The sequence below is a fragment of the Dorea sp. AM10-31 genome (genome assembly GCF_003435815.1).
Classification (GTDB): Bacteria; Bacillota; Clostridia; order Lachnospirales; family Lachnospiraceae; genus Dorea_D; species Dorea_D hominis.
In genome coordinates this window covers 170,071-196,539 of the sequence record NZ_QTUV01000001.1, presented here as the reverse complement: position 1 = coordinate 196,539, position 26,469 = coordinate 170,071, and the positions used below count along the sequence as shown (strand labels likewise).

Annotated in this window: 22 protein-coding genes, 2 tRNA genes and 1 riboswitch; all 24 genes read left to right on the top strand. The window is 43.7% G+C overall.

Features of this window, described 5'->3' with window-relative positions; translation table 11 throughout:
- Positions 1-148: 148 nt before the first annotated feature.
- The 24 genes from DW125_RS00915 (at position 149) to tyrS (ending at position 26,411) form a co-directional block, all read left to right on the top strand.
- The gene (locus DW125_RS00915; RefSeq protein ID WP_117536831.1) at positions 149-1,087 is read left to right on the top strand and encodes a nucleotidyltransferase family protein; all 939 of its coding nucleotides are present in this window, start codon (positions 149-151) and stop codon (positions 1,085-1,087) included.
- A 334-nt stretch (positions 1,088-1,421) separates the two neighbouring features.
- Positions 1,422-1,492, top strand: a tRNA-Gln gene (locus tag DW125_RS00910).
- A 55-nt stretch (positions 1,493-1,547) separates the two neighbouring features.
- Positions 1,548-1,621, top strand: a tRNA-Pro gene (locus DW125_RS00905).
- A gap of 226 nt (positions 1,622-1,847) precedes the next feature.
- A riboswitch (TPP riboswitch) is annotated at positions 1,848-1,953 on the top strand.
- A 117-nt stretch (positions 1,954-2,070) separates the two neighbouring features.
- Positions 2,071-3,186: a 4-hydroxybutyrate dehydrogenase gene (locus DW125_RS00900; protein ID WP_021861171.1), complete on the top strand. Its 1,116-nt coding sequence runs from the start codon at positions 2,071-2,073 to the stop codon at positions 3,184-3,186.
- 50 nt (positions 3,187-3,236) lie between these two features.
- Positions 3,237-4,058 (top strand): hydroxyethylthiazole kinase, encoded by an 822-nt coding sequence (thiM, locus tag DW125_RS00895; RefSeq protein WP_117536830.1) that lies wholly within the window; start codon positions 3,237-3,239, stop codon positions 4,056-4,058.
- Complete coding sequence (thiE, locus tag DW125_RS00890) at positions 4,045-4,686, top strand: thiamine phosphate synthase (RefSeq protein WP_117536829.1); 642 nt, start codon at positions 4,045-4,047, stop codon at positions 4,684-4,686. Before thiM ends, thiE begins: the two co-directional genes overlap by 14 nt.
- A gap of 47 nt (positions 4,687-4,733) precedes the next feature.
- Positions 4,734-5,402 carry an HAD family hydrolase gene (locus DW125_RS00885; protein ID WP_117536828.1) on the top strand — a complete coding sequence of 223 codons (669 nt, stop codon included), beginning with the start codon at positions 4,734-4,736 and terminating at the stop codon, positions 5,400-5,402.
- 120 nt (positions 5,403-5,522) lie between these two features.
- On the top strand, positions 5,523-6,347 hold the full coding sequence (thiD, locus tag DW125_RS00880; RefSeq protein ID WP_021861167.1) for a bifunctional hydroxymethylpyrimidine kinase/phosphomethylpyrimidine kinase: 825 nt from the start codon (positions 5,523-5,525) through the stop codon (positions 6,345-6,347).
- Between the two features lie 341 nt (positions 6,348-6,688).
- On the top strand, positions 6,689-7,111 hold the full coding sequence (locus tag DW125_RS00875; RefSeq protein ID WP_021860098.1) for a flavodoxin: 423 nt from the start codon (positions 6,689-6,691) through the stop codon (positions 7,109-7,111).
- A gap of 172 nt (positions 7,112-7,283) precedes the next feature.
- Positions 7,284-7,613: a DUF6110 family protein gene (locus DW125_RS00870; RefSeq protein ID WP_021860099.1), complete on the top strand. Its 330-nt coding sequence runs from the start codon at positions 7,284-7,286 to the stop codon at positions 7,611-7,613.
- 4 nt (positions 7,614-7,617) lie between these two features.
- Positions 7,618-9,699 (top strand): heavy metal translocating P-type ATPase, encoded by a 2,082-nt coding sequence (locus tag DW125_RS00865; RefSeq protein ID WP_021860100.1) that lies wholly within the window; start codon positions 7,618-7,620, stop codon positions 9,697-9,699.
- 132 nt (positions 9,700-9,831) lie between these two features.
- Positions 9,832-13,455, top strand: coding sequence for an ABC transporter ATP-binding protein/permease (locus tag DW125_RS00860; RefSeq protein ID WP_117536827.1), 3,624 nt, complete (start codon positions 9,832-9,834; stop codon positions 13,453-13,455).
- A gap of 193 nt (positions 13,456-13,648) precedes the next feature.
- A complete protein-coding gene (locus DW125_RS00855) occupies positions 13,649-14,278 on the top strand; it encodes a hypothetical protein (protein WP_021860102.1) in 630 nt (209 codons plus the stop codon).
- 162 nt (positions 14,279-14,440) lie between these two features.
- Positions 14,441-14,962 (top strand): peptidylprolyl isomerase, encoded by a 522-nt coding sequence (locus DW125_RS00850; RefSeq protein ID WP_117536826.1) that lies wholly within the window; start codon positions 14,441-14,443, stop codon positions 14,960-14,962.
- Between the two features lie 82 nt (positions 14,963-15,044).
- Positions 15,045-15,896: an energy-coupling factor transporter ATPase gene (locus DW125_RS00845; RefSeq protein WP_021860104.1), complete on the top strand. Its 852-nt coding sequence runs from the start codon at positions 15,045-15,047 to the stop codon at positions 15,894-15,896.
- Positions 15,881-16,735, top strand: coding sequence for an energy-coupling factor transporter ATPase (locus tag DW125_RS00840; RefSeq protein WP_021860105.1), 855 nt, complete (start codon positions 15,881-15,883; stop codon positions 16,733-16,735). The genes DW125_RS00845 and DW125_RS00840 overlap by 16 nt, the downstream gene beginning before the upstream one ends.
- Positions 16,732-17,556, top strand: coding sequence for an energy-coupling factor transporter transmembrane component T family protein (locus DW125_RS00835; protein ID WP_117536825.1), 825 nt, complete (start codon positions 16,732-16,734; stop codon positions 17,554-17,556). Before DW125_RS00840 ends, DW125_RS00835 begins: the two co-directional genes overlap by 4 nt.
- A gap of 75 nt (positions 17,557-17,631) precedes the next feature.
- Positions 17,632-18,414: a tRNA pseudouridine(38-40) synthase TruA gene (gene truA / locus DW125_RS00830; RefSeq protein WP_117536824.1), complete on the top strand. Its 783-nt coding sequence runs from the start codon at positions 17,632-17,634 to the stop codon at positions 18,412-18,414.
- A 36-nt stretch (positions 18,415-18,450) separates the two neighbouring features.
- Positions 18,451-19,215, top strand: coding sequence for an acyl-CoA dehydratase activase (locus tag DW125_RS00825; protein ID WP_117537102.1), 765 nt, complete (start codon positions 18,451-18,453; stop codon positions 19,213-19,215).
- 108 nt (positions 19,216-19,323) lie between these two features.
- The gene (locus tag DW125_RS00820) at positions 19,324-21,306 is read left to right on the top strand and encodes a sodium-translocating pyrophosphatase (RefSeq protein WP_117536823.1); all 1,983 of its coding nucleotides are present in this window, start codon (positions 19,324-19,326) and stop codon (positions 21,304-21,306) included.
- Between the two features lie 314 nt (positions 21,307-21,620).
- On the top strand, positions 21,621-22,796 hold the full coding sequence (locus DW125_RS00815; protein ID WP_117536822.1) for a CobW family GTP-binding protein: 1,176 nt from the start codon (positions 21,621-21,623) through the stop codon (positions 22,794-22,796).
- 52 nt (positions 22,797-22,848) lie between these two features.
- On the top strand, positions 22,849-23,793 hold the full coding sequence (locus tag DW125_RS00810) for a TIGR03943 family putative permease subunit (RefSeq protein ID WP_021860111.1): 945 nt from the start codon (positions 22,849-22,851) through the stop codon (positions 23,791-23,793).
- Positions 23,794-23,950: 157 nt separating this feature from the next.
- The gene (locus tag DW125_RS00805) at positions 23,951-24,715 is read left to right on the top strand and encodes a DUF5714 domain-containing protein (RefSeq protein WP_242992876.1); all 765 of its coding nucleotides are present in this window, start codon (positions 23,951-23,953) and stop codon (positions 24,713-24,715) included.
- Positions 24,716-25,187: 472 nt separating this feature from the next.
- The gene (tyrS, locus tag DW125_RS00800; protein WP_117536821.1) at positions 25,188-26,411 is read left to right on the top strand and encodes a tyrosine--tRNA ligase; all 1,224 of its coding nucleotides are present in this window, start codon (positions 25,188-25,190) and stop codon (positions 26,409-26,411) included.
- The last annotated feature ends 58 nt before the right edge of the window (positions 26,412-26,469 follow it).

The following is a 26,469-nucleotide window of genomic DNA, read 5'->3' as shown; positions in this document are numbered from 1 at the left end:
TTTAGAAAATATTAAAAGAATATTAATAAAAAAGGTGCTCAATATTGTGATGAAAATGCTATAATATTATTGCAATATTGAGCGACATAGCATCTGAAGGAAACTGCAGATGGCGGGCTTGAGAGATGCTGGACAAGGAGAGGTACAAATGAAAACGACATTAGTTATTATGGCTGCCGGAATCGGATCCCGTTTTGGCGGCGGAATTAAACAGCTGGCACCGGTCGGACTGCATGGGGAGATCATCATGGATTATTCCATTCATGATGCAATCGAAGCAGGATTTAATAAGATTGTCTTTATTATACGTAAGGACATTAAGGAAGCATTTAAGGAAGCAATCGGAGATCGTATTGAGAAGATCTGTGCGGATCTGGATGTAGAGATTGCATATGCATACCAAGAACTGGATGCACTCCCGGAAGGAATCGAACTTCCGGCCGGACGTACGAAACCGTGGGGAACCGGACAGGCAGTTCTTGCGTGCAAAGATGTTTTAAAAGAGCCATTTGCAGTTATCAACGCAGATGATTACTATGGAAAGGAAGCATTTACTAAGCTTCATGATTTCCTCGTAGATTACACACCGGAGAAGGCGAATGCATTCTGCATGGCAGGTTTTATCCTGAAGAACACATTAAGTGAGAATGGATCTGTTACCAGAGGTGTGTGTGAACTGAATGAGAAAGGCTATCTGACAGCAGTTCATGAGACACATAACATTGTGAAGACAGCAGACGGTGCAGCAGCCGATACAGAAGACGGACTAAGAGCCATCGATCCGGAATCTTATGTATCTATGAATATGTGGGGACTGACACCGGAATTTGTCGACATACTGGAAGGTGGATTCAAAGAGTTTTTTGAGACAATGGAAGGTAAAGACATCCTGAAAGCAGAATATCTTTTGCCGATTTATATTGATGAACTATTACAGGCTGACAAAGTATCTGTAAAAGTGCTTGACTCTCATGACAAATGGTTCGGCGTAACATACAAAGAAGACAAAGACTATGTTGTAAAGTCTTTTGCCAAACTGATCGAAGACGGCGTATACGCTGAGAAACTGTTTGAGGACTTGAAGTAAGAATTATCAGAAATAAGAAAGACTGTTATAGCATGTGCGCATGCTATAACAGTCTTTCTTGATTTTATGAAGTTATTGTAATGTTGGAGCGTTTTATGAGAAAATGCAATTACATCAACGGTATAATAATATAGAAATGAAAAAATTGTAAATTTGCAAACCATCGCAAACCCGCGTAAAATGGGCATTTTCAAAGACGCTCGACAAGAAAATACAAAAAAGTTGAAAAAAATTAAAAAAAGGGGTTGCAATTTTTGAATTTGCTGATATAATAATATTTGTTCGCTGATGAAATACAAAAGATAAAAAACGAACGCAACAGAGAACTACGTAATGCGGATTGGTGTAATGGCAGCACAGCAGACTCTGACTCTGTTAGTAGAGGTTCGAGTCCTCTATCCGTAGTTCCTTGGCAGGGGCGCCGAGTGTTTTGAATGTTTGAAACATTCGGTTGACATGCCGGAGTGTGGCTCAGCTTGGTAGAGCGCTACGTTCGGGACGTAGAGGTCGCAGGTTCAAATCCTGTCACTCCGATTAAGATGAATCTCAAAGCTTATTGCTTTGAGATTTTTTTTGCTATGGCCTCCGGAGAAAGTTGCCGGTGGCAAGTTCTGTAGCTTATGGTGATGGGAAAATGCGTCATACTTGCATGATTTATAATTGCAATTTCTTGACATCTGTTGGTGGGGCGAGTATCATTAACTGTGTTAAGACTGTAACTATCCAGTATAGTTACAGTAGATGAATTAACGAGTAAAAGAGTGATGACAAGGGGAGCTTATGTATAGGCTGAGAGGAAGTTTAGAAACTTCGACCCGGAACCTGATATGGATAATGCCATCGTAGGGATGTATTAGATATTACAGAGCCCTCCTTCGTCTTCAGTCGAAGATACAGGAGGATTTTTTTGTGCAAGTTGGAGCTTACGGAGGAAGGCTAAGAATAAGCCTAAAAAGAAGAAAAACAACAGGAGGCCAACAGTCATGAAATTATTTCAGCAGAAATCAGTGATCGAGAAATATGATGATGTGAAAAGCTTCGTGGAAGCATACAACATCGGAGCGGATGATTTCATTCTCGCGACAAAACGGATTTACGAGACCTGTTTTGCACCGCTGAATCTGAAAGCACATGTAGAATACAAGAGCAAATATGGCAGCGGTGAGCCGACAGATGTAATGATCGATGCACTGCTTGAGGATTTCCGTCAGGGAGATTATAAGAGAATCATTGCTATCGGCGGTGGAGCTGTCATTGATATGGCGAAGATTCTTGTACTGGACGGGGAAGCGAAAGCAGAGAGCTATTATCGGAAAGAAGTACCGCTTCGCAAAGTGCGCACACTTCTTGCAGTGCCGACAACCTGTGGCGCAGGATCGGAAGTGTCCAATGTCTCCATTACAGAGATTACTTCGATCCACAGCAAATTAGGACTCGCCGTAGACGAGATTTATGCAGATGAGGCAGTGCTGATCCCGGAACTTTTGCGTGAACTTCCATATGAGTTCTTCGCAACCAGCGCGATCGATGCATTTATCCATGCGATTGAATCTTTTGTATCACCAAAAGCGAATCTCTACACGGAGATGTTCAGCGAGAAAGCAATGGAGATGATCGTGCATGGATTCCGTGAGATTATCGCTCATGGAAAAGAATACCGGATGGAGCTGCTGGAAGATTTTCTTGTGGCAAGCAATCTGGCAGGTGTTGCATTTGGCAATGCCGGAACCGGAATGGTGCATGCCATGTCCTATCCGCTGAGCGGAACGTATCATGTCGCACACGGAGAGGCAAATTATCAGTTCCTGACTGCCGTATTTGCTGCTTATCAGAAAATGAATCCGACCGGTAAAATCATTCGTCTGAATGCATTTCTTGCAAAAATGATGGAATGTGATGAAGCGGTTGTCTATGAAAAACTGCAGGAATTATTAGACCAGATTATCAGTCGTAAAAAATTAAGAGAATATGGCATGAAGGAAGAAGAAATCCATTCATTTGCCGTAAGTGTAGACGCAAGTCAGCAGAGACTTTTAAATCAGAGCTATGTGAAGCCTACCATTGAGCAGATGGAGGCAGTTTACAGAGAACTGTACTAGATAGTGTACGAAAGTATAGAATAGTATATTCAAATATCAGGAGGAGAATTATGCTTGGAGAAATGTTAAATAAAGTCAGAGAGACAACCCCTCTGGTTCACAATATCACAAATTATGTAACCGTAAATGATGTGGCAAATGTATTGCTGGCATGTGGCGGAAGTCCGATCATGTCTGACGAGCCGCAGGATGTGGAAGATATTACTTCCATCTGTGGAGGATTGAATATCAATATCGGTACATTAAATATAAGAAGTATCGAAGGCATGAAGCTGGCTGGAAAGAAAGCGGCAGAACTGGGACATGCAATTCTGCTGGATCCGGTAGGAGCGGGAGCAAGTGCACTGCGCACGAACACAGCCGTTTCTCTGATGGAAGAAATTCCGTTTTCCGTGATCCGTGGAAATATTTCCGAGATCAAGACCCTGGCATCCGGCAGTGGTACAACAAAAGGCGTAGATGCTGATGTTGCAGATGCAGTGACAGAAGAGAATCTGGATGAAGCAGTTGCATTTGCAAAGGCATTTGCAGAGAAAGCAAACTGTGTTGTTGCGATTACAGGGGCGATTGATCTGGTGAGTGATGGAAAATCCTGCTATGTGATTCGTAATGGACGCCCGGAAATGGGTAAGATTACAGGAACTGGCTGCCAGTTATCCGGAATGATGACTGCATATATCACCGCAAATCCGGAGCATACGCTGGAGGCGGCAGCGGCAGCAGTATGTGTGATGGGACTTGCCGGTGAGATCGGATTTTCACGAATGCAGGACGGAGACGGCAATTCTACATACAGAAACCGTATTATTGATGCGATTTACAATATGGACGCAAAAACACTGGAAGAAGGTGCAAAATATGAACTGCGATAAGAAAGATTTACTTTTATATGCGGTGACAGACCGTCACTGGCTTGGAGAAGAAACATTATATGAACAGGTGGAGAAAGCGCTGAAAGGTGGAGCTACATTTATCCAGCTGCGTGAAAAAGAACTGGATACAGCGCATTTCTTAGAAGAGGCGAAGGAAATCCAGAAACTTTGCAGAGAATATAAAGTGCCGTTTGTGATCAATGATAATGTAGAGATTGCGGCAGAAATTGAGGCAGACGGTGTGCATGTCGGACAGAGTGATATGGAAGCCGGAGATGTGCGTGCAAAACTTGGAGCGGATAAGATCATCGGTGTTTCTGCGCAGACGGTTGAGCAGGCACTCCGTGCGCAGGAACATGGCGCAGATTACCTTGGCGTTGGTGCGGTATTTCCGACAGGTTCTAAGGCAGATGCGGTAGAAGTGGATCATAATGTGCTGAAAGCAATCTGTGAAGCAGTGGATATTCCGGTTATTGCCATTGGTGGAATTACAAAAGACAATGTAAAAGACCTTGCCGGTAGCGGTATTTGTGGAATCGCAGTGATCAGTGCGATTTTCGGACAGAAAGATATTGAAGCTGCAACAAAAGAACTGCGCGAACGCACTCAGAATATGTTGAGAAATTAAGAGAAGTTATGCATAAAGAAGTTCGATATAAGAAGGTTTAATAGGAAATGAAATTAAAAAACAGAGAAATAGACGGTGTGATCTTCGATGTGGACGGTACTTTGCTGGATTCGATGGCGATCTGGGAGGATGCCGGAGCCAGATATCTGCGTAGTGCCGGGATTGAACCGGCGCCGGATCTTGGGAAGATATTATTTCCGATGAGCCTGGATGATGGCGTGGCTTATGTGAAGCGGGAATACCATCTGGAAGAGTCAGAAGCAGAATTAAGAGAAGCGGTATTAAAACAGGTAGAGATCTTTTATAAAGAAGAGGCACCGCTGAAAAAGGGTGTATGTAAGCTCCTTGAGAAGATGAAAGAGGCAAAGGTGCCGATGATCGTGGCGACTTCCAGCGATAAAGAGCAGATCGAAGCGGCGTTTGAACGACTGGAGATTGCCGGATACTTTAAGGAAATATGGACTTGCACGGATGCAGGAGCAGGAAAAGACAAACCGGATATTTATTTTCAATGTGCTGATAAGCTTGGAAGCACACCGGAGCATACATTGGTATTTGAGGACGCATTACATGCGGCAACAACCGCAAAACAGGCAGGCTTCCCGGTAGTCGGACTGTATGACCGCTTCAGCGAAGAAGGACAGGATGAGTTAAAAGAACTGGCGGATCTTTATGCGGGTGACCTTGTGGAGGCTACGGGGAAACTGCAATTCTAACTGCGCTTCTGTCTGTGGGAGAGCTGCAATTTTAACTGCGCTCCTGTCTGTGGGAAGAGATTCAGGATAAATGCGATGGATAAGAAAAATAATTAGAATAGATTGGAAAAGGATAAGTAGATGAATACGAAGAAAAGAAAAACAACCCTCACAATTGCGGGAAGTGATTCCAGCGGCGGTGCGGGGATTCAGGCAGATATCAAGACGATGCAGGCAAATGGCGTTTATGCCATGAGCGCGATCACGGCGCTGACAGCACAGAATACGACAGGAGTATCCGGAATTTTTGAAGTGACACCGGAATTTTTAGGACAGCAGTTGGATGCGGTATTTACAGATATTTACCCGGATGCGGTTAAAATTGGTATGGTCGCTTCCGCTGAACTTGTAAAAATGATCGCTTTCAAACTTAAAGAATACAAAGCAGAACGGATCGTCGTTGATCCGGTGATGGTGTCCACAAGCGGTTCCAGACTGATCAGCGAAGAAGCAATCCAGATACTGAAGACGGAATTATTTCCGCTGGCAAGTGTGCTGACACCGAATATTCCTGAAGCAGAAGTCCTGTTTGGTGCATCTATTCATTCAGCAGAAGACATGGAGCGCGCAGCGCAGGCAATCAGCGAAGAATATCACTGCGCTGTGTTGTTAAAAGGCGGTCATCAGTTAAATGATGCCAATGATCTGTTGTACGCAGAAGGAAAGAGCCGTTGGTTTTATGGGCGTAGAATTGATAATCCGAACACGCACGGAACAGGATGTACATTATCCAGTGCGATTGCATCGAATCTGGCAAAAGGATATGGACTTGAAGAAGCTGTGGAGCGTGCAAAAGAATATATTTCCGGAGCACTTGCGGCAATGCTGGATCTGGGAGCCGGCAGCGGACCGATGGATCATGGATTTGATATCGGTGGAAAATTCACCTCACAGAGTGATTTGTAGAGATATTGTGGGTGTACGAAGTACGTAATAATTCATAGGGAGTTTGTCCCCAACATATATTTATAATGAAAAGATCATGACTTGCATATTTGTGCGCAGGCATGGTCTTTTTAATAATTAAGAAAGAACATTTCCTCATTATGTAAAAAGTCTCCGGCAGGATGAGCAATTGATCCAACGTTTTATTGATAAAAATACATCTGGAACAAACGTGGAAAGGAATTGACTTCCCTATGAAGTTAGTCTATACTAACTAATAGAAACGATTAGTTGGAACTAACTAAAAACTGATAAAAAGCAAATAAGTTAGGTGAAACTAAGAAAAGATAAGGAGAATGGATATGAGCAAAGTAGCAGTCGTATATTGGAGTGGAACAGGCAATACAGAGGCAATGGCAAATGCAGTTGCAGATGGAGCAAAGAAAGCAGGAGCAGAGGCAGAACTTTTAGGATGCAGTGATTTCACAGCAGCAAAGGTAGCGGAATATGATGCAATCGCATTTGGATGCCCTGCAATGGGAGCAGAAGTGTTGGAAGAAAGCGAATTTGAGCCTATGTTCGAAGCTTGCAAGGGTGCACTTGACGGAAAGAAAATCGCACTTTTCGGTTCATATGGCTGGGGAGATGGCGAATGGATGCGCAACTGGGAAGAAGACTGCAAAGCTGCAGGAGCAGAGCTTGCGTGTGATAGCGTAATGAGCAATGAGGGGCCTGGAGACGCGGAAGTAAAATCCTGCGAAGACCTCGGAGCAGCATTGGCATAAATAATACAAGCAGGACGGTGCTTTTTAACGAAAGCCCGTCCTAACTTACTATGGAGAAAAAATATCAATAAAGAACTTTTCTGTGGATTTTATGAAAATGAGGGATTATACTTGTGTGAACCCAAAGAAATGGGGAGAAAAAAATAAGAGAAAACAAGGAGGAAGATACAAGATGGATTGTTTAAAATTTTTATCAAAATCTAATATGAAGAAAAGTGGACTTTTTGCAGCAGGTGTTTTGTTTGGCACAGCAGGAATTAAAGTACTTGCAAGTGATGATGCAAAAAAAGTATACACAGGATGTACAGCAGCAGTGCTTCGTGCAAAAGAATGTGTAATGAAGACAGCAGCAAAAGTACAAGAGAACGCAGAGGATATTTACGCTGAGGCTCAGCAGGTAAACGAAGACAGAGCCGCAAAGGCAGAAGCTGTAGCAGATGCAGAAGAGGTAGCTGAAGAAACAGCAGAAGAGACAGAAGAAGTTAAAGAGGAAGAAGCGTAAGATCATGAAGTTTTTAATCAAGCATGATATTAAAGGCAGAATCCGTGTGCAGATGTGCCAGACGAGAATGTCATTTTCACAGGCAGATATGTTGCAATATTATCTGGAAGGCAGAGAGTATATCCATGCAGTGAAGATACAGGTGCGTACACAGGGCGTGGTGATTCAGTATGAAGAAAGTGCGAGAGCACAAGTGATCGATGATCTGCGTGCATTTGGATATGACAGAGTGACGGTTCCTGAGAGCTATCTGGAAAAATCAGGCAGAGAGTTAAATCAGGAGTACTGGGATAAGCTGGTCAACAAAGTTGTCCTGCATTTCGGCAATAAATTATTCATGCCGCTGCCAATCCGTACAGCGATTGCAACTGTGAAATCAGTAAAATATATCTGGCAGGGTGTTCGTACACTTGCAAAAGGTAAGATTGAAGTGCCGGTTCTCGATGGAACAGCAATTGCAATTTCCATGTTACGTGGAGATATAAATACAGCAAGTTCTGTCATGTTCCTGCTCGGTATTGGTGAAGTACTGGAAGAGTGGACGCATAAGAAATCGGTAGATGATCTGGCAAGAAGCATGTCACTGAATATCAGTAAAGTATGGCTGGTAACAGATGGAAAAGAAGTTCTTGTCAATGCAACGAAGATCCAGCCGATGGACGAAGTTCGTGTGCATGTCGGCAATGTAATTCCGTTTGATGGTGTTGTGACAGCCGGAGAGGCGATGGTCAATCAGGCATCCCTGACAGGCGAATCTGTTCCGGTGAGAAAATGTGAAGACCGTTATGTTTATGCCGGTACAGTGGTAGAAGAAGGCGAACTGACTGTCCGTGTCAAAGAGACGAATGGTTCCAGCAAGTTTGAGAAGATTGTGACAATGATCGAAGAATCTGAGAAACTTAAATCTTCTCTGGAGAGCAAGGCAGAGCATCTTGCAGATCGTCTTGTGCCGTATACATTTGCGGGAACATTTGCAACCTATTTCCTCACAAGAAATGTGACGAAAGCATTGGCTGTTCTGATGGTTGACTTCTCATGTGCATTGAAACTTGCAATGCCGATTTCCGTATTGTCTGCAATCCGTGAAGCGAGTGAACACAGCATTACGGTCAAGGGTGGAAAATATCTGGAAGCCATGGCAGAAGCTGAGACGATCGTATTTGACAAGACAGGAACGTTGACAAAAGCACAGCCGACAGTTGCTGAGGTTGTTTCTTTTGATGGCAGAGAGCCAAAAGAATTACTGCGTATTGCCGCATGTCTGGAAGAACATTTCCCACATTCTATGGCAAAAGCAGTTGTAAAAGCTGCAAAAGAGCAGAATCTTGTACACGAAGAATTACATTCAAAAGTAGAATATATTGTTGCACATGGAATCTCTTCCAAGATCGAGGAAAAGAAGGTTGTGATCGGAAGTTACCATTTCGTATTTGAGGATGAGAACTGCAAAATTCCGGAAGGAATGCAGGAGAAGTTCGCTACACTGCCGGATGAATATTCTCATTTGTATATGGCGATCGAGCAGGAGCTTGCGGCCGTTATCTGTATCGAAGATCCGATCCGTGAGGAAGCGAGAGAAGTGGTTGCAAGACTGAAAGAAGTCGGACTATCCAAGGTTGTTATGATGACAGGAGACAGTGACCGGACAGCGAAAGCGATTGCTGCAAGAGTTGGTGTTGACCGGTATTTCTCAGAAGTACTGCCGGAAGATAAGGCGAACTTTATCGAAGCTGAGAAGAAAGCCGGAAGAAAAGTCATCATGATTGGCGATGGAATCAATGATTCGCCGGCACTGTCAGCGGCAGATGTTGGCATTGCGATCAGTGATGGTGCTGAGATTGCAAGAGAGATCGCAGACGTGACGGTCGGAGCAGACAGCTTACATGAGATCGTGACACTGAAAGAATTAAGTGACCGGTTAATGAGCCGGATCCATGGCAATTACAGAAGTATTGTCGGAATTAATACAGGACTGATCCTGTTAGGCGTGATGGGCGTGATACCGCCGACAACATCCGCACTTTTACATAATTCTTCAACTTTATATATCAGTTTAAAGAGTATGAAAAATCTGTTGCCGGAATAGGCAGCAGATTTTTTTATGGCGACGAGGAAAATGCGATGCTTTAATAATTTCTTAATTTTCTATAAAAAGAAGCTTTTTATAGATTTTTTCGCTATAATAAAAAGATAAGGCTGAAAAGAAGGAGAATACTACATGTTACAAATCCAACATATATGCAAGGAATACCGGACAGCGAATCTCGTCCAGAAAGCACTGGATGATGTGAGCCTGAATCTCAGGGATAATGAATTTGTTGCAATTCTTGGACCGAGCGGTTCTGGTAAGACAACGCTTCTGAACATTATCGGCGGGCTGGACCGCTATGACAGCGGTGATCTGGTGATTAATGGAATATCGACGAGAAAATACAAGGACAGAGACTGGGATTCATATCGGAACCATACGATTGGATTTGTGTTTCAAAGTTATAATCTGATTCCACATCAGACGGTACTTTCAAATGTGGAACTTGCACTGACGATTTCAGGAATCGGCAAGGAAGAGCGGAGAAAACGTGCGATAGAAGCACTGGAGCAGGTAGGACTCGGAGAACAGTTACATAAGAAGCCGAACCAGATGTCCGGGGGACAGATGCAGCGTGTCGCGATCGCGAGAGCGCTTGTCAATGATCCGGATATTTTACTGGCAGATGAGCCGACCGGTGCGCTGGACAGCGAGACAAGCGTACAGGTTATGGATCTTCTGCGTGAAGTGGCAAAAGACCGCCTGGTTGTAATGGTTACGCACAATCCGGAGCTTGCGCAGGAGTACGCAACGAGGATTGTGAAGTTAAAAGATGGAAAGATCCGCTCGGATTCCGATCCATATATTCCGAAGCAGGATGAAGAGAAAGTTCCGGTTCATCAGAACATGGGCAAATCTTCTATGTCATTTTTAACGGCGCTTGCACTTAGCTTTAATAACCTGAAGACGAAGAAGGCGCGAACACTTCTGACTGCATTTGCAGGTTCCATCGGAATCATTGGAATTGCACTCATTTTGGCACTTTCGACCGGAGTGAATGATTATATCCAGTCGGTGGAAGAAGATACGCTTTCTGAATATCCGCTGCAGATCCAGAGCACCGGATTTGACATTTCTTCAATGATCGTCGGAATGAGTGGTAATGACAGTGATTCAGACAGCGCAAAAGATAAAAAAAGTACAACGAATACAAAAAACAAAGCGGATCAGCAGGTGAAAATTTTCAAAAATGTGACGGAAATGTTCAGCAAGATGAATTCCAATGACCTCAAGTCTTTGAAGAAGTATCTGGACAGTGATCAGTCGGATGTTCGAAAATATACGAAATCTATCGAATATTCCTATAATATAACACCACAGATCTACAGAGATACTGGCAAGAAGATCCGTAAAGTGAATCCGGATCAGTCATTTTCGGCAATGGGACTTGGCTCCTCCGTTGGAACGAACAGTATGATGTCCAGCATGATGAGCACCAATGTATTTTACCGGATGCCGAATAACCCGGATTTGTATAAGGGGCAGTATAACATTAAGGCAGGACGCTGGCCGCAGGATTATAACGAGTGCGTTCTTGTGCTGACACCGGATGGAAGTATGAGTGATTTCCTTCTGTATACACTGGGACTTCGTAATATCAAAGAGCTGGATGATATGGTCCAGAATTTTATCGACGAGAAGAATATAAAGATGCCGGGAGATATTGGAAAATATACTTACCGTGATATTATGAATGCGAAGTTCAAGCTGGTAAACGCTTCGGATTATTATCAGTATGACAGCAAATATAAGGTCTGGAAGGATAAGTCCGGTAATCAGAGTTATCTGAAGAAACTGATGAAAAATGCGGAAGATATAAAGATTGTCGGTGTTGTACAGCCGAAAAAGGGCGGAAAAGCTGCATCACTGACACCGGGAATTAACTATCCGGCTTCGCTTGTACAGCATACGGTACAGGAAGCAAAGAACAGTAAGATCGTAAGAGAACAGTTGAAAAATAAGAAAAAAGACATTTTCACCGGAGAAAAGTTCGGAAAGCCTGATAAGAAAAAAGGCATGGATATGAATTCTATGTTTGCGGTTGATCAGGATGCGTTAAAAAATGCTTTCGGTATGGATACAAGTGCATTTTCAGGCAGTATGAAGAATGCATTTTCCGGGGATTCCCTAAATATGCAGAAATTATTTGAAAATGCCGGAAAGTCTATGGATCTGTCGAAAATGATCGATTTAGACAAAATTGCAATGAACCTTGAAGATATGCCGGATCTGCAGTTGGATGATATGGTGAAGAATCTGCAGGTCGCAGTAAAACCGGGTGGTATGGAGAAGTTATCGGCAAGTCTGATGCTTGGCTATAACGAGTATGTGAAGACACATCCGGAAGCGGATTATTCGAGTCTGGACAGTGCGTTTGCGGCATATCTGAAGACGGACAGTGCGCAGACAATCCTTAAGACGAATATGAAAGCTATTTTGAAAAAGCAGGGAAAAGTAACGCTTACGACCGAACGTATGCAGGAGCTTGTCACAGATGTGCTGAAAGGCTTCCAGCAGTATGAGAAGGCAAACAACCTGACGGATCCTGATAAATTCAGTGAATATTTGCAGGCATATCTGAAAACAGACGGTGCAGTGAGTATCATGAATACGTGGGCGGACAAAGTATTTGCGGATATGGATATCCAGATTACGGATGCAGAGATGGATAGTCTGTCTTCACAGTTGTCAGCAGGATATCTGGTGTATGCGAAGAAAAATAACAAGCCTGATCCGACGAAGATGGGGCAGTATTTTCTGGATTATATCAGCACGCCGGATGGTCAGAAATACTTGGCAGCAGGACTTACGCAGGCGATCGACATGGATAAACTGGAAAAACAGATTTCCAAATCTATGGGAACTTATATGAAAGGGGCGATGGGAACATACAGCAAAGCATTGTCGAAAACATTGCAGAAACAGATGACTTCTGCGATGAAGCAGATCACCAGTCAGATGACAAAAGGTATGCAGACAGCAATGACACAGGCAATGTCAAATATCGGTACGCAGCTTCAGGATGCCATGAAGATCGATCCTTCAGCATTTGCCAAAGCATTTAATATGAATATGAGCCAGGATGATCTGATGGAACTGTTTATGTCAATGAGTGGTCAGGAAAAGGCAACTTACGAAGGAAATCTGCAGAAACTTGGTTATGCTGATTTTGCGAAGCCGAGTACGATTTCCCTGTATCCGAAGAATTTTGACGCAAAAGCAAAGGTTGTCGATATTCTGGATAATTATAATAAAAAGATGGAAAAAGCCGGAAAAGATGAACAGGTAATCACCTATACGGATATTGTGGGTACAATGATGAATTCGGTAACAGATATTATTAATATCATCAGTTATGTACTGATCGCATTTGTGGCAATTTCGTTGATCGTATCTTCGATCATGATCGGTGTTATTACTTATATCAGTGTACTGGAACGTAAGAAGGAGATCGGAATCCTGCGTGCGATCGGAGCATCCAAAGGAAATGTTTCACAGGTGTTTAATGCCGAGACATTTATCATTGGTCTCTGTGCAGGGCTTATGGGAATCGGACTGACGCTTCTGATTCTTGTTCCTGCAAACATGGTGATTCATACACTGACAAATAATACCAATATAAATGCAGTCCTTCCGGCTGTGCCGGCGCTTGTGCTGATTGTGTTAAGTGTTGTTCTGACACTTCTAGGCGGACTGATCCCGTCCAGAAAAGCAGCAAAGAGTGATCCGGTGACAGCACTCCGGACGGAATAAAAGTATTTGAGAAAAGTGGTTAAAAGCGATTTTGTGGCAACGCTTTGGACAGAAAAGTGGTTAAGAGCGATTTTGTGGCAACGCTTTGGACAGAAAAGTGGTTAAGAGCGATTTTGTGGCAACGCTTTAGACAGAGTAAGAGTATAAGTAGAATGAGAGTACAGGAAAATAAAAACAAGAAGGTGAACAGACAATGAAGAAAGAGCTGGAATATTTCGCTATTGAGGGGGCATTTGGCGGAAATCAGGACTGGTTCAGTAATGTAGTTATGAATATGGGGGGCTGTGCTGCGGCAACGGCATGCGACAGCTGTATCTATTTTGCAAAATATATGGGAATGCGTGCATTGTATCCCTACGATATCAACAATCTGACAAAAGAAGATTACAAGCGGTTCAGCCAGGTGATGAAGCCTTACATCCGTCCAAGAGTGGGCGGTGTCCGCAAATTATCCTGGTATGTGGATGGGTTCAGCAAATATATAGCGGCTGTGCAGGCGAAGCTGGATATAGAAGAAGCCGGATTTTTAAATATACGCATGCAGGAAATATCCGGTGATGTAGAATATGCAGAGGCATACCGGCGGATCAAGAGCCAGATCGATGCAGGACTTCCGGTTCCGTATCTGATGTTGAAACATAAGAATACCGAAGAATTTAAGGATTTCACATGGCACTGGTTCCTGGTTGTCGGTTATGAAGAGAAGGATGAAGATATGCTCATCCGTATTGCGACATATGGCGAGGAAATTTGGCTGTCGCTCCGGAAAATGTGGGCCACCGGCTATGAGGAAAAAGGCGGGATAGTGTTGTATACGATTTAATTTTTAATTTGGGACGGGGATTTTCTAGAAAATCCCCGTCCCAAATTAAAATTCCCCTGTCCCTTTTTAGAAAATCCCTGTCCCCTCTTTACGAAAAACTGTTTTTCAGTTACAATAATAACCGAGTATGTAAAATTACAGGAAAAAGTGAGGATATAAAAAATGGCAAATCCAGTAGTTACAATTGAAATGGAAAATGGAGATATTATGAAAGCGGAGCTGTATCCTGAGATTGCACCGAATACAGTAAACAATTTCGTTTCTCTCGTTAATAAAGGATTCTACAACGGACTGATCTTTCATCGTGTGATCAGTGGATTCATGATCCAGGGCGGATGTCCGGATGGAACAGGAATGGGTGGTCCGGGATATACGATCCGTGGCGAATTCATGCAGAATGGTTATGCGAACAGCCTTGCGCATACAGAAGGTGTACTGTCTATGGCAAGAGCCATGCACCCGGATTCAGCAGGATCCCAGTTTTTCATCATGCACAAGAACTCCCCACATCTGGACGGCGCTTATGCTGCATTTGGTAAGATCATCGAAGGTATGGATGTGGTAAATAAGATTGCTGCAACCGATACAGATTACAGTGACAGACCGTTAGAAGAACAGAAGATGAAGAGTGTAACGGTTGAGACATTCGGAGAGACTTATCCGGAGCCGGAGAAAGTTTCATAATAAGATGAAAGAAACAAAGAAGACCGTGTGCTGCACCTTACCGGGTGCAGCCTGATATTTTATGGCTGGAGGCATATAACAGATGGATATGGTTCAGACAGATAATCTGATATTTGAATATGAGAAGCGGGATGAAGAAGGTAACGTGACCGGAACGTACCGCGCAATTGACGGGGTGAATATAAACGCCAGAGAAGGGCAGTTTATTGCCATTTTGGGACATAACGGTTCCGGAAAATCAACGCTGGCAAAGCATATGAATGCAATATTAGTTCCAACCGGCGGCACGATGTGGGTGAGCGGTTGGAATACAAAAGAACCGGAGCATCTGTGGGATGTCAGACAGTCGGCGGGAATGGTATTTCAGAATCCGGACAATCAGATCATCGGAACAGTTGTGGAAGAAGATGTAGGATTCGGTCCGGAGAACCTTGGAGTTCCAACAGATGAGATCTGGACACGTGTGGAAGAAAGTCTGAAAGCAGTCGGTATGCTGGAATACAGACACCATTCGCCAAACAAGCTGTCCGGCGGACAGAAGCAGCGTGTGGCAATTGCGGGCGTAGTGGCGATGGAGCCGAAGTGTATCGTGCTTGATGAGCCTACCGCGATGCTGGATCCGGTCGGAAGAAAAGAAGTTCTGAAAACAGTTCAGAAGTTAAGAAAAGAGAAACATGTGACGGTGATCCTGATCACGCACTATATGGAAGAAGTCATCGATGCGGATCAGATCTATGTTATGGATCATGGTCATGTAGTTATGCAAGGAACACCGAAGAAGATATTTTCGCAGGTAGATAAATTAAAAGAGTACCGCCTGGATGTACCGCAGGTGACACTCCTTGCAGATACACTTCGTAAACAGGGAGTGGATATTCCGGAAGGAATTCTGCGAAAGGAAGAGTTGGTGGAAGCATTATGTCGATTAAATTAGAACATTTGAATTATGTATACAGTGCAGGAACCGCCTACGAAAAACAGGCATTGAAGGATGTATGTCTGGAAATTCCGCACGGAGAATTTGTAGGGATCATCGGTCATACAGGATCGGGTAAATCCACGCTGATTCAGCATCTGAATGGACTGGTAAAGGCGACATCCGGTGCACTTTATTATGATGGTAAGAATATTTACGAACCGGGATATAATATGCGTGAACTGAGAAATCAGGTCGGACTTGTATTTCAGTATCCGGAGCATCAGCTTTTTGAAGTGGATGTTATGAGTGATGTCTGCTTTGGGCCGAAGAATCAGGGACTGAATCCGGATCAGTGTATGGAATGTGCGCTGGAGGCATTGAAACTTGTTGGATTAAAAGAAAAATATTACAATTCTTCGCCTTTCGAACTCTCGGGTGGGCAGAAAAGGCGTGTAGCGATTGCAGGTGTGCTTGCCATGCATCCGAAGGTACTTGTACTGGATGAACCGACAGCGGGACTGGATCCGAAAGGACGTGATGACATTCTGGATCAGATCGCTTATCTGCATACGCAGAGAGATATGACAGTTATTCTGGTGTCCCACAGTATGGAGGATATTGCCAGATATGCTGATCGCATTATCGTTATGAATAAAGGCGAAGTGATGTACAATGACTGCCCGCGCAAGGTATTTGAACATTATCGGGAGTTGGAGCAGGTAGGGCTTGCAGCACCGCAGGTAACTTATATTATGCATGATCTGAAAGAACAGGGATTTGCAGTGGAACCAAATGTAACAACCGTGGAAGAAGCGGCTGCGCAGATTAAGAAGGCACTGGAGAAGAGAAAATGATTCGAGATATTACAATAGGACAATATTATCCGGCAAAAAGTGTGGTCCACAGACTGGATCCGAGAGTAAAACTGATATGTACACTGCTGTATCTGATCTCGCTTTTCTTATTCAGCAGTATTCCGGGATATCTTGTGGCAACGGTATTTTTGATCTGTGTGATCCACATTTCCAAAGTTCCTTTTTCTTATATTGTAAAAGGACTGAAGCCGGTGATCATGCTGCTTATGATCACAGTATTATTTAACCTGTTTCTGACAAGACAGGGAGACGTGCTGTTTCATGCATGGATCTTTACAATCACAGAAGGTGGTCTTCGTACTGCGGTATATATGGCAATCCGGCTTGTTTATCTGATTATTGGTTCTTCGCTGATGACATTTACGACAACACCGAATGAGCTGACAGATGGGATCGAAGCGGTGCTTCATCCGCTGAATAAGATTCATGTGCCGGTACATGAGATTGCAATGATGATGTCAATCGCACTCCGGTTTATTCCGATTTTGCTGGAAGAGACAGATAAGATCATGAAAGCACAGCTTGCAAGAGGTGCGGATTTCGAGAGTGGTAATATACTGCAGAGAGCGAAAAGCATGGTGCCGATCCTGGTACCGTTGTTTGTATCGGCATTCCGCCGTGCAAATGACCTTGCGATGGCGATGGAAGCCAGGTGCTACAGGGGCGGCGATGGGCGCACGAAGATGAAGCCACTTCGCTATAAGAGCAGAGATTATGCGGCTTATATCATTGTGATTGCATATGTGGTCGCAGTGGTCGCGATCGGTCGTGGTGTGCAGTTGCATATCTGGGTATTTTAAATAAGCGGTGATGGCATCAACAAAAGAATCAATGTGAAATGATGGCAGTATTTTTAAAGTTCCAGGAGAACATAAATGAGCAGAAGAGTGAAATTAACGGTTGCCTATGACGGTACGGATTACTGCGGATGGCAGATTCAGCCGAATGGAATCACCGTAGAAGAAGTATTAAATAAAAAAATCAGTAAGCTGACGGGAGAGGATATCCGGATCATCGGAGCAAGCCGTACAGATTCCGGTGTGCATGCACTGGGAAATGTTGCCGTTTTTGATACGGAGTCTTCCATTCCGCCGGAGCGCATGGCTTATGCATTGAATCAGAAACTGCCGGATGATATTGTCATCCGGCAGTCTTGTCAGGTACCGGATGACTGGCACCCGCGTTATCAGGATCATGTAGTTAAAACATATGAATATCACATTTGTAATGCGCCGGTGCAAAATCCGCTGAAACGAAGATACAGTACACATGTTTCGTTCCCGATGGATGTAGAAGCGATGAAAAAAGGTGCAGCGTATCTGATCGGGGAGCATGATTTTGTGAGTTTCTGCAATATTAAGACAAACGTGGAAGACACAGTGCGTACGGTTTATGCGCTGGATATCATGCAGGAAGGGGAAGACATTACCCTTCGAATCACGGGAAATGGATTTCTCTATAATATGGTCCGTATCATTGCCGGGACACTGATACGTGTCGGTAGGGGATTTTACGAACCGGAACGGGTAAAAGAGATTCTGGATGAGAAAGTCCGTACAGCCGCAGGCGTTACAGCACCGCCGAACGGACTTGTACTTGTGGAAATCGGCTATGATGATTCGGAAAATGGTGGATATCCCGAAGAAGAACGAAGATAAATGTGGAAAAGTCAGCAAAAAGAGCAGGAGATTAAGATGTATTACGTAGGAATTGATATTGGTTCAACCGCTTCTAAAGTAGTTGTGCGTGGAGAAAAAGAATTACATTTTGTTTTGCCGACAGGATGGAGCAGCAAGGAGACCTGTCAGATCATTAAAGAAAAATTAGAGACAGAAAATATAGATGTTCTGTCGGACGAGACAAAAGTAGTGGCAACCGGATATGGACGTGTTGCGGTTGAGTTTGCAGATTTTGTTATCACAGAGATTACCTGTCATGCAAGAGGGGGACGCGAAATGGCGGGGGATGACTGCACGATCATTGACGTAGGCGGTCAGGATACAAAAGTAATTCTTGTGGAACATGGAATGGTACGGGATTTTCTGATGAATGATAAATGTTCAGCGGGAACGGGAAAATTTCTGGAAGTTATGGCGAACCGTCTCGGCGTGACGCTTCAGGAACTGTTTGAACTGGCAGCGGAAGGAGAAGTGCTTCCAATCAGTTCTCTGTGTACGGTATTTGCAGAGTCAGAAGTCATTAATTATATTGGAGAAGGAAAGAAAAGAGAAGACATTGCAGCGGGTGTTGTAGATTCAGTGGCAGCCAAAGTTGCCCAACTCAGCCAGAGAAAAACACTTTCCGATAAGGTGATTCTGACAGGCGGTTTAAGTGACAGTGTCTATTTTACAGATATTTTGTCAAAGAAGTTAGGATGTGTGGTTGAGACAACGAAAAATGGAAGATACGCAGGTGCTTTGGGGGCAGCACTGCTTGCGAAAGAGAAGAAAAAACGTTAAAACAGGAGGAATAACAAGAAAATTCACAAAAAATCTAAAAAAAGTCTTTTTATTTTTTCTGTAAATATGGTATTATAGATAACACTAATCTATTGGGAGGTTAAGTATATGGAAAATCTTTTTGTGATTGTTCCGGTATTCGGAGTTGTCGCATTGCTTTTTGCCGCATATCTTGCAGCAAAAGTAAGCAGACAGAGTGCCGGTAACGAAAGGATGAGAGAGATCGCAGGAGCGATCAGTGAAGGAGCCCAGGCCTTCCTCACAGCAGAATACAAGATCCTTGTCGTATTCGTGCTGATTTTATTCATCTTGATCGGAGTCGGGATCAAGAGTTGGGTAACTGCTGTATGTTTTGTTGTGGGAGCATTATTCTCCACACTGGCTGGTTACTGTGGTATGACTGTAGCAACGAAGGCAAATGTCAGAACAGCGAATGCTGCAAAAGAGTCCGGTATGAACCGTGCACTCTCCATCGCATTTTCAGGTGGTGCTGTAATGGGAATGTGTGTAGCAGGACTTGGTGTTCTCGGAGTAAGCGCAATCTATGTGATCACGAAGAACGTAGAAGTCCTTTCCGGATTCAGTTTAGGTGCTTCTTCTATTGCATTATTTGCCCGTGTTGGTGGTGGTATTTATACGAAAGCTGCTGACGTTGGAGCGGATCTTGTTGGTAAGGTAGAAGCAGGAATCCCGGAAGATGATCCGCGTAACCCGGCCGTAATCGCTGATAACGTAGGAGATAACGTAGGTGATGTTGCCGGTATGGGAGCGGACCTTTTCGAGTCTTATGTTGGTGCGCTGATTTCTGCGCTGACACTCGGAGTTGTGTATTTCCAGGTATCCGGAGCACTGTTCCCGCTTCTGATCTCAGGATTGGGACTGATTTCATCTGTCCTTGGTACATTCTTTGTTAAGGGTGATGAGAACTCCAACCCACACAAAGCACTGAAGATGGGATCTTATGTATCCAGTATTCTGGTATTGATCGTTGCGTTTTTTGCAAGCAAATACTGCTTTGGCAATTTTAACGCAGCAATCTCTGTAACAGCAGGACTGATCGTTGGTCTTCTGATCGGTATCATCACAGAAGTTTATACTTCAGGTGACTACAAATCTGTAAAAGAGATCGCAGAACAGTCTGAGACAGGATCTGCAACAACGATCATCAGTGGTATTGCTGTTGGTATGAAGTCTACAGCTATTCCGATCCTACTGATCTGCGTAGGTATTTTTGTGGCTTATACAGTCAGTGGACTTTACGGAATCGCTCTGGCGGCAGTCGGTATGCTGTCTACAACTGCAATTACAGTTGCTGTAGACGCATATGGACCGATCGCAGACAATGCCGGTGGTATCGCTGAGATGTCAGGTCTTGATCCAAGTGTTCGTAAGATCACGGACAAGCTGGATGCTGTTGGTAACACAACTGCAGCTATGGGTAAAGGATTTGCCATCGGTTCTGCAGCGCTTACAGCACTTGCTTTATTTGTATCTTATGCAGAAGCAGTTCAGTTAAAGAACATTGACATTCTGGACAGCCGTGTAATCATTGGATTATTTATCGGTGGTATGCTTCCGTTCCTGTTCTCAGCTATGACAATGTCTTCTGTATCGAAGGCTGCATATCAGATGATCGAGGAAGTAAGACGTCAGTTCAAAGAGATGCCAGGCATTATGGATGGAAAAGAGAAGCCGGATTACAAGTCCTGCGTAGCGATTTCCACAACAGCAGCACTTCACGAGATGCTGGTTCCTGGTGTGATGGCAGTACTGTCACCGCTTGCAGTTGGTCTGTTACTTGGACCATCCGCGCTTGGCGGACTTCTGGCAGGAGCACTTGTAACAGGTGTTATGATGGCAATTTTCATGTCTAATGCAGGTGGTGCATGGGACAATGCGAAGAAGTACATCGAAGATGGCAATCATGGTGGAAAAGGAAGTGAGGCTCACAAAGCAGCCGTTGTCGGAGATACCGTTGGTGATCCGTTTAAAGATACTTCCGGACCGTCTATTAACATTCTGATTAAGTTAATGACGATCGTATCACTTGTATTTGCACCATTATTCCTGTCTGTAGGCGGAATCCTGTAAGGTGATCCACAAGATAATCAAACAAAACTAATAAGATAAGTGGTCGGTCAGAGTCTGTCGCACTGGGCAGTGAAATAAGGCTTTGTTCGTTAAAATTAAAAATTTCATATGGTATAACAAAAGAAGCAGTATTTTCAGGGGGATAAAAATACTGCTTCTTTTTCACGTACTGACAATTTTATAGAAAATTCATATTCTTTTTTCTCATGAAGCCGGGAAAGGTCTAGAAGACAGGGCAAGTTTGTGGTAAGATAAGAAACGGAGATTAAACGCAACTAATATGCAAATGTATAAAGAAAAGAGGTAACTATATAATGACAAAAGTAGATATTATTTCCGGATTCCTCGGAGCCGGAAAGACAACATTTATTAAACAACTGGTACAGGATGTATTCGCAGGAGAGAAACTGGTTCTGATTGAGAATGAATTTGGTGAGATTGGAATTGACGGTGGTTTCTTAAAAGATGCAGGAATTGAGATTACAGAGATGAACTCCGGATGCATCTGCTGTACACTGGTTGGAGATTTTAGTAAGGCGCTCGTAAAAGTTCTGGATGAGTACAAACCGGACCGTGTAATCATCGAGCCTTCAGGAGTTGGAAAATTATCCGATGTAGCAAGAGCAATCGAAGACGTGAAGAAAGATGCAGATATCGAGATCGAAGGAAGAATTACGATCGTTGATGGTAAGAAAGCTAAGATGTATCTGAAGAATTTTGGCGAGTTCTTTAAGGATCAGGTAGAGCATGCTTCTACAATCGTTGTCAGCCGTACACAGATGATGACAGATGAGAAAGTAGAAGATTGTGTAAAGATGCTGCGTGAAGAGAATGAGAAGGCAGCAATTATTTCCACACCGTGGGATCAGCTTGGAAAAGAAGCAATCCAGCATGCACTTCATGCAGGAGCAGAGATCGAAGGGCTGTTCGAGGATAAAGAAGGTCACGGACATCATGAGCATCACCATGATCACGATCACGACCATGAGGAGCACGGCTGCTGCGGACATCATGAACATCATCATGATCACGAAGATCACGACCATGAGGAGCACGGCTGCTGTGGACATCATGAGCATCACCATGATCATGATCACGATCATGACCATGAGGAGCACGGCTGCTGTGGACATCATGAGCATCACCACGAGCACGACCATGAGTGTGGATGTGGCTGCGGACATGACCACGATCACCATCATCACCATCATGCAGATGATGTGTTTACAAGCTGGGGCAAGGAGACTGCTCACAAGTATACAGAAGAAGAGCTGGATTTGATCCTGAAAGCATTATCAGAGACAGATGGTTATGGAACAATCCTTCGTTCCAAAGGAATTATCGCTATGGAAGACGGAACATGGAGACAGTTTGATCTTGTGCCGGAAGAGTACGAGACTCGTGAGTGCCAGGCAGATTATACAGGACGTATCTGTGTCATTGGTACAGATTTGAAAGAAGAAGACCTGATGAAGTTATTCCATTTATAAAATATCATTTTTAATGATGGAGTTTTAAATCAGGATATAGAAGGAGAAACAAATGGGAACAACACCGATTTTTATTTGTACCGGATTTCTGGACAGTGGTAAGACAACACTGATCAAAGATACTTTGATGACACAGGACTGGATCGAACCGGGACTTACACTTCTGATCGTATGTGAGGAAGGTGAGAAAGAGTTTTCACCGGAATATTTGAAGATGAAGAATATGGTAATGCTGCAGGTAGAAGAGGAAGAGCAGCTGAATCCTACATTTTTCAAAAATTGTTTGAAGAATTACCAGCCGACACAGGTTGTGATTGAGTTCAATGGTATGTGGAAGTTGGAAAAATTGATTAAGATGCGTTACCCACGTGGATGGGAGATTCAGGGAATCTACTCTACTGTGGACGGAACAACACTGGATATGTATCTGACAAATATGCGTAATATGCTGATGGAGCAGCTGACAGAATCTTCACTGATCATTGTTAACCGCTGTGACCGCAACATGAGCCGTGCCGGATTCCGCCGTGCCTTGAAGGTACAGAATCCGATGGCACAGCTGATTTTTGAAGATCTGGAAGGCAAGATCATTGAACCGTCAGAGGACGATCTTCCATATGATGTAAAGGGAGACAAGATTGTGATTGAGGATATGGATTTCGGTGTATGGTATGTAGATGCATATGATCATCCGGAATTGTATCTGCACAAGGAAGTTGAATTTACAGCGCAGGTACTTATCCCGAGAGGAATGGGAGATGACATGTTTGTGCCGGTGCGTAAGATTATGACCTGTTGTGCAAATGATGTCCGTTATTACGGATATCCGTGCAAGATCACAGATGGAACAAAGGTTAAGAAGAATCAGTGGGTACATGTGCGGGCAAGATTTGAGTATGAAGCAGTCATGTATCCGGACCGTAAGCAGCCGGTACTTTATCTGGAAGAACTGACAGAGGCGGAGAAACCGAAAGATGATGTAGTATTTTTGGGATAATGTAATTACAGACAGATCTGTCTTTTCAGGCAGATCTGTTATTATATAATAAGCCTCTGGCGAGATGCACACTCGCATGAGAGGTAGAGCGTTGCATATAACCGCGCTCCTGGCACGAGAATATGCAAGGCACATTAAAAAAAAGGAGAGAAAAGGTATGGCGAGAGGAGAAGGCGCCTGTCTGGTGTGCGGGAAATCGTTAGTATACACAGAGAAGGCAGAAAAGTTAGAATGTCAGATGTGCCATCAGATATTTGAAAGTTATGCGTGCTGTGAAGATGGACATTATGTATGTGATAGCTGTCATGAGAAAAAAGGCGTAGAAGTGATCATGGAAGAAACGGGCAAAACGACTTCGGTGAATCCGATTGAGATTATGCAGGAGATTATGGAGAATCCATACATTTACATGCATGGACCGGAACATCATATTCTTGTCGGAGCAGCACTTCTGGCGGCATATAAGAATGCAGGCGGAAAAGTGGATTCTTTTGAAGATGCACTGGAAGAAATGCGGCATCGTGGCAGTGAATATCCGGGTGGTGCCTGTGGAATGTGGGGCTGCTGTGGAGCTGCAGTGAGTACGGGCATTTTCATGAGCATTATTTTAAAGGCTACACCGCTTACCGGAAAATCTTGGGGAAGAGCAAATCGCATGACTGCCAGAGCATTAGAGGCAATTGGTGAGGCGGGCGGTCCAAGATGCTGTAAACGGGATTCCTTCAAGGCTGTGACAGAAGCAGTGAATTTTGTGGAGAAAGAGTTGGGTTTGAAGATGGAACTGCCAGAGAAGATATGTTGTACATTTTCAGATGAAAATGCACAGTGCCTGAAAGCACAGTGCCCGTATTATAAGAATTATGAGAGTACGAAATACGGAGCAATTCGTAAGGTCTCTTCTGATCCTGCATTATTACAATAAGGCGTGACTGGGAATGGTCATATTATTTTGGGAATATTGCCGGGACATTTCAGGCAATAAAAGCCTTGACAAATATCTGCAAATAAGTTAGTCTTTAAACGATATGAGAATATTTACAAAGGCGAAGAAGAGAAGAAGTAACAGTCTTGACACCTGTACAGAGAGTTGCCGGCTGGTGAGAGGCGCACAAAGGACATGGTTGCGAATACATCCCAGAGCTGCGCACCGAAGAAGCGCATGTATGGTTTCATAAGATACCTGCATAGAAGCGTTTTGTAGGCTGCGACGTTTGGCATACGTTATGTGCACAGGTTTGTGAACACGCAGACCTTCTGAGGCTGATAAGCGTAAGCATATCGGTGAATATAAGGTGGTAACACGATAATCTCGTCCTTATCTGATCGTTTGATCGGGTAAGGACTTTTTTTGCGTGAATGTAAATCTTAAGATAAGAAAAGGAGAGGACAGGAAAATGGGAATTTATGAAGAGTTAAAAGCCCGCGGACTGATCGCGCAGGTAACAGACGAAGAACGGATCAGAGATTTGGTAAATAATGGAAAAGCAACATTCTATATTGGATTTGATCCGACAGCAGACAGCCTTCATGTCGGACATTTCATGGCATTGTGCCTGATGAAACGTCTTCAGGAAGCAGGAAATAAACCGATTGCTCTGATCGGTGGAGGAACAGCGATGATCGGAGATCCATCCGGTCGTACAGATATGCGTCAGATGATGACACCGGAGACAATCCAGCATAACTGTGACTGCTTTAAAAAGCAGATGAGCCGTTTTATTGATTTCTCAGATGGAAAAGCATTGATGGTAAATAATGCAGACTGGCTGATGGATTTGAACTACATTGAAGTACTTCGTGAAGTAGGTGCTCATTTCAGCGTAAACCGTATGCTGACTGCTGAATGTTACAAACAGAGAATGGAGAAAGGATTAAGTTTCCTTGAGTTTAACTACATGATCATGCAGGCATATGATTTCTATGAGTTATTCCAGAAATATGGATGTAATCTGGAATTTGGTGGAGATGACCAGTGGAGCAACATGCTTGCAGGTACAGAACTGATTCGCCGTAAACTTGGGAAAGACGCAAGTGCGATGACGATTACACTGCTTCTGAACTCAGAAGGCAAGAAGATGGGTAAAACACAGAGTGGTGCTGTATGGCTTGATCCGGAGAAGACTTCTCCATTTGATTTCTATCAGTACTGGAGAAATGTTGCAGATGCAGACGTTCTGAAATGTATCCGTATGCTGACATTCCTTCCGCTGGAAGAGATTGACAAGATGGACAGCTGGGAAGGCGCACAGTTAAATACAGCCAAAGAGATTCTTGCTTATGAACTGACAAAACTTGTCCATGGTGAAGAAGAGGCTGTGAAAGCGCAGGAAGCTGCAAGAGCACTGTTCAGCAAAGGTGCTGCCGCTGATATGCCGACAGCAGAACTTACAGCTGATGACATGACAGATGGTGAGATTGACATTATGACAATGCTTGTAAAAGCCGGACTGGTTCCATCCAAATCAGAAGCACGCCGTGCAGTACAGCAGGGCGGAGTTGCTGTTGATGGTGAAAAAGTTACAGATATCCATGCAACGTTTAAGGTAGATGATATGAGCGGAGAAGGTCTTGTACTGAAAAAAGGAAAGAAGAATTTCCGTAAAGTGGTCATGAAATAATCCGGAATTATAATTGCAAAGTACAAAGAACAATATATGAAAAAAGAAAAAATCAGAA

Bases quoted from the DNA above. Each gene is read 5' to 3' on its own strand.
- DW125_RS00915 (WP_117536831.1), top strand. From the start codon at position 149: ATGAAAACGACATTAGTTATTATGGCTGCCGGAATCGGATCCCGTTTT.
- DW125_RS00900 (WP_021861171.1), top strand. From the start codon at position 2,071: ATGAAATTATTTCAGCAGAAATCAGTGATCGAGAAATATGATGATGTG.
- thiM (WP_117536830.1), top strand. From the start codon at position 3,237: ATGCTTGGAGAAATGTTAAATAAAGTCAGAGAGACAACCCCTCTGGTT.
- thiE (WP_117536829.1), top strand. From the start codon at position 4,045: ATGAACTGCGATAAGAAAGATTTACTTTTATATGCGGTGACAGACCGT.
- DW125_RS00885 (WP_117536828.1), top strand. From the start codon at position 4,734: ATGAAATTAAAAAACAGAGAAATAGACGGTGTGATCTTCGATGTGGAC.
- thiD (WP_021861167.1), top strand. From the start codon at position 5,523: ATGAATACGAAGAAAAGAAAAACAACCCTCACAATTGCGGGAAGTGAT.
- DW125_RS00875 (WP_021860098.1), top strand. From the start codon at position 6,689: ATGAGCAAAGTAGCAGTCGTATATTGGAGTGGAACAGGCAATACAGAG.
- DW125_RS00870 (WP_021860099.1), top strand. From the start codon at position 7,284: ATGGATTGTTTAAAATTTTTATCAAAATCTAATATGAAGAAAAGTGGA.
- DW125_RS00865 (WP_021860100.1), top strand. From the start codon at position 7,618: ATGAAGTTTTTAATCAAGCATGATATTAAAGGCAGAATCCGTGTGCAG.
- DW125_RS00860 (WP_117536827.1), top strand. From the start codon at position 9,832: ATGTTACAAATCCAACATATATGCAAGGAATACCGGACAGCGAATCTC.
- DW125_RS00855 (WP_021860102.1), top strand. From the start codon at position 13,649: ATGAAGAAAGAGCTGGAATATTTCGCTATTGAGGGGGCATTTGGCGGA.
- DW125_RS00850 (WP_117536826.1), top strand. From the start codon at position 14,441: ATGGCAAATCCAGTAGTTACAATTGAAATGGAAAATGGAGATATTATG.
- DW125_RS00845 (WP_021860104.1), top strand. From the start codon at position 15,045: ATGGATATGGTTCAGACAGATAATCTGATATTTGAATATGAGAAGCGG.
- DW125_RS00840 (WP_021860105.1), top strand. From the start codon at position 15,881: ATGTCGATTAAATTAGAACATTTGAATTATGTATACAGTGCAGGAACC.
- DW125_RS00835 (WP_117536825.1), top strand. From the start codon at position 16,732: ATGATTCGAGATATTACAATAGGACAATATTATCCGGCAAAAAGTGTG.
- truA (WP_117536824.1), top strand. From the start codon at position 17,632: ATGAGCAGAAGAGTGAAATTAACGGTTGCCTATGACGGTACGGATTAC.
- DW125_RS00825 (WP_117537102.1), top strand. From the start codon at position 18,451: ATGTATTACGTAGGAATTGATATTGGTTCAACCGCTTCTAAAGTAGTT.
- DW125_RS00820 (WP_117536823.1), top strand. From the start codon at position 19,324: ATGGAAAATCTTTTTGTGATTGTTCCGGTATTCGGAGTTGTCGCATTG.
- DW125_RS00815 (WP_117536822.1), top strand. From the start codon at position 21,621: ATGACAAAAGTAGATATTATTTCCGGATTCCTCGGAGCCGGAAAGACA.
- DW125_RS00810 (WP_021860111.1), top strand. From the start codon at position 22,849: ATGGGAACAACACCGATTTTTATTTGTACCGGATTTCTGGACAGTGGT.
- DW125_RS00805 (WP_242992876.1), top strand. From the start codon at position 23,951: ATGGCGAGAGGAGAAGGCGCCTGTCTGGTGTGCGGGAAATCGTTAGTA.
- tyrS (WP_117536821.1), top strand. From the start codon at position 25,188: ATGGGAATTTATGAAGAGTTAAAAGCCCGCGGACTGATCGCGCAGGTA.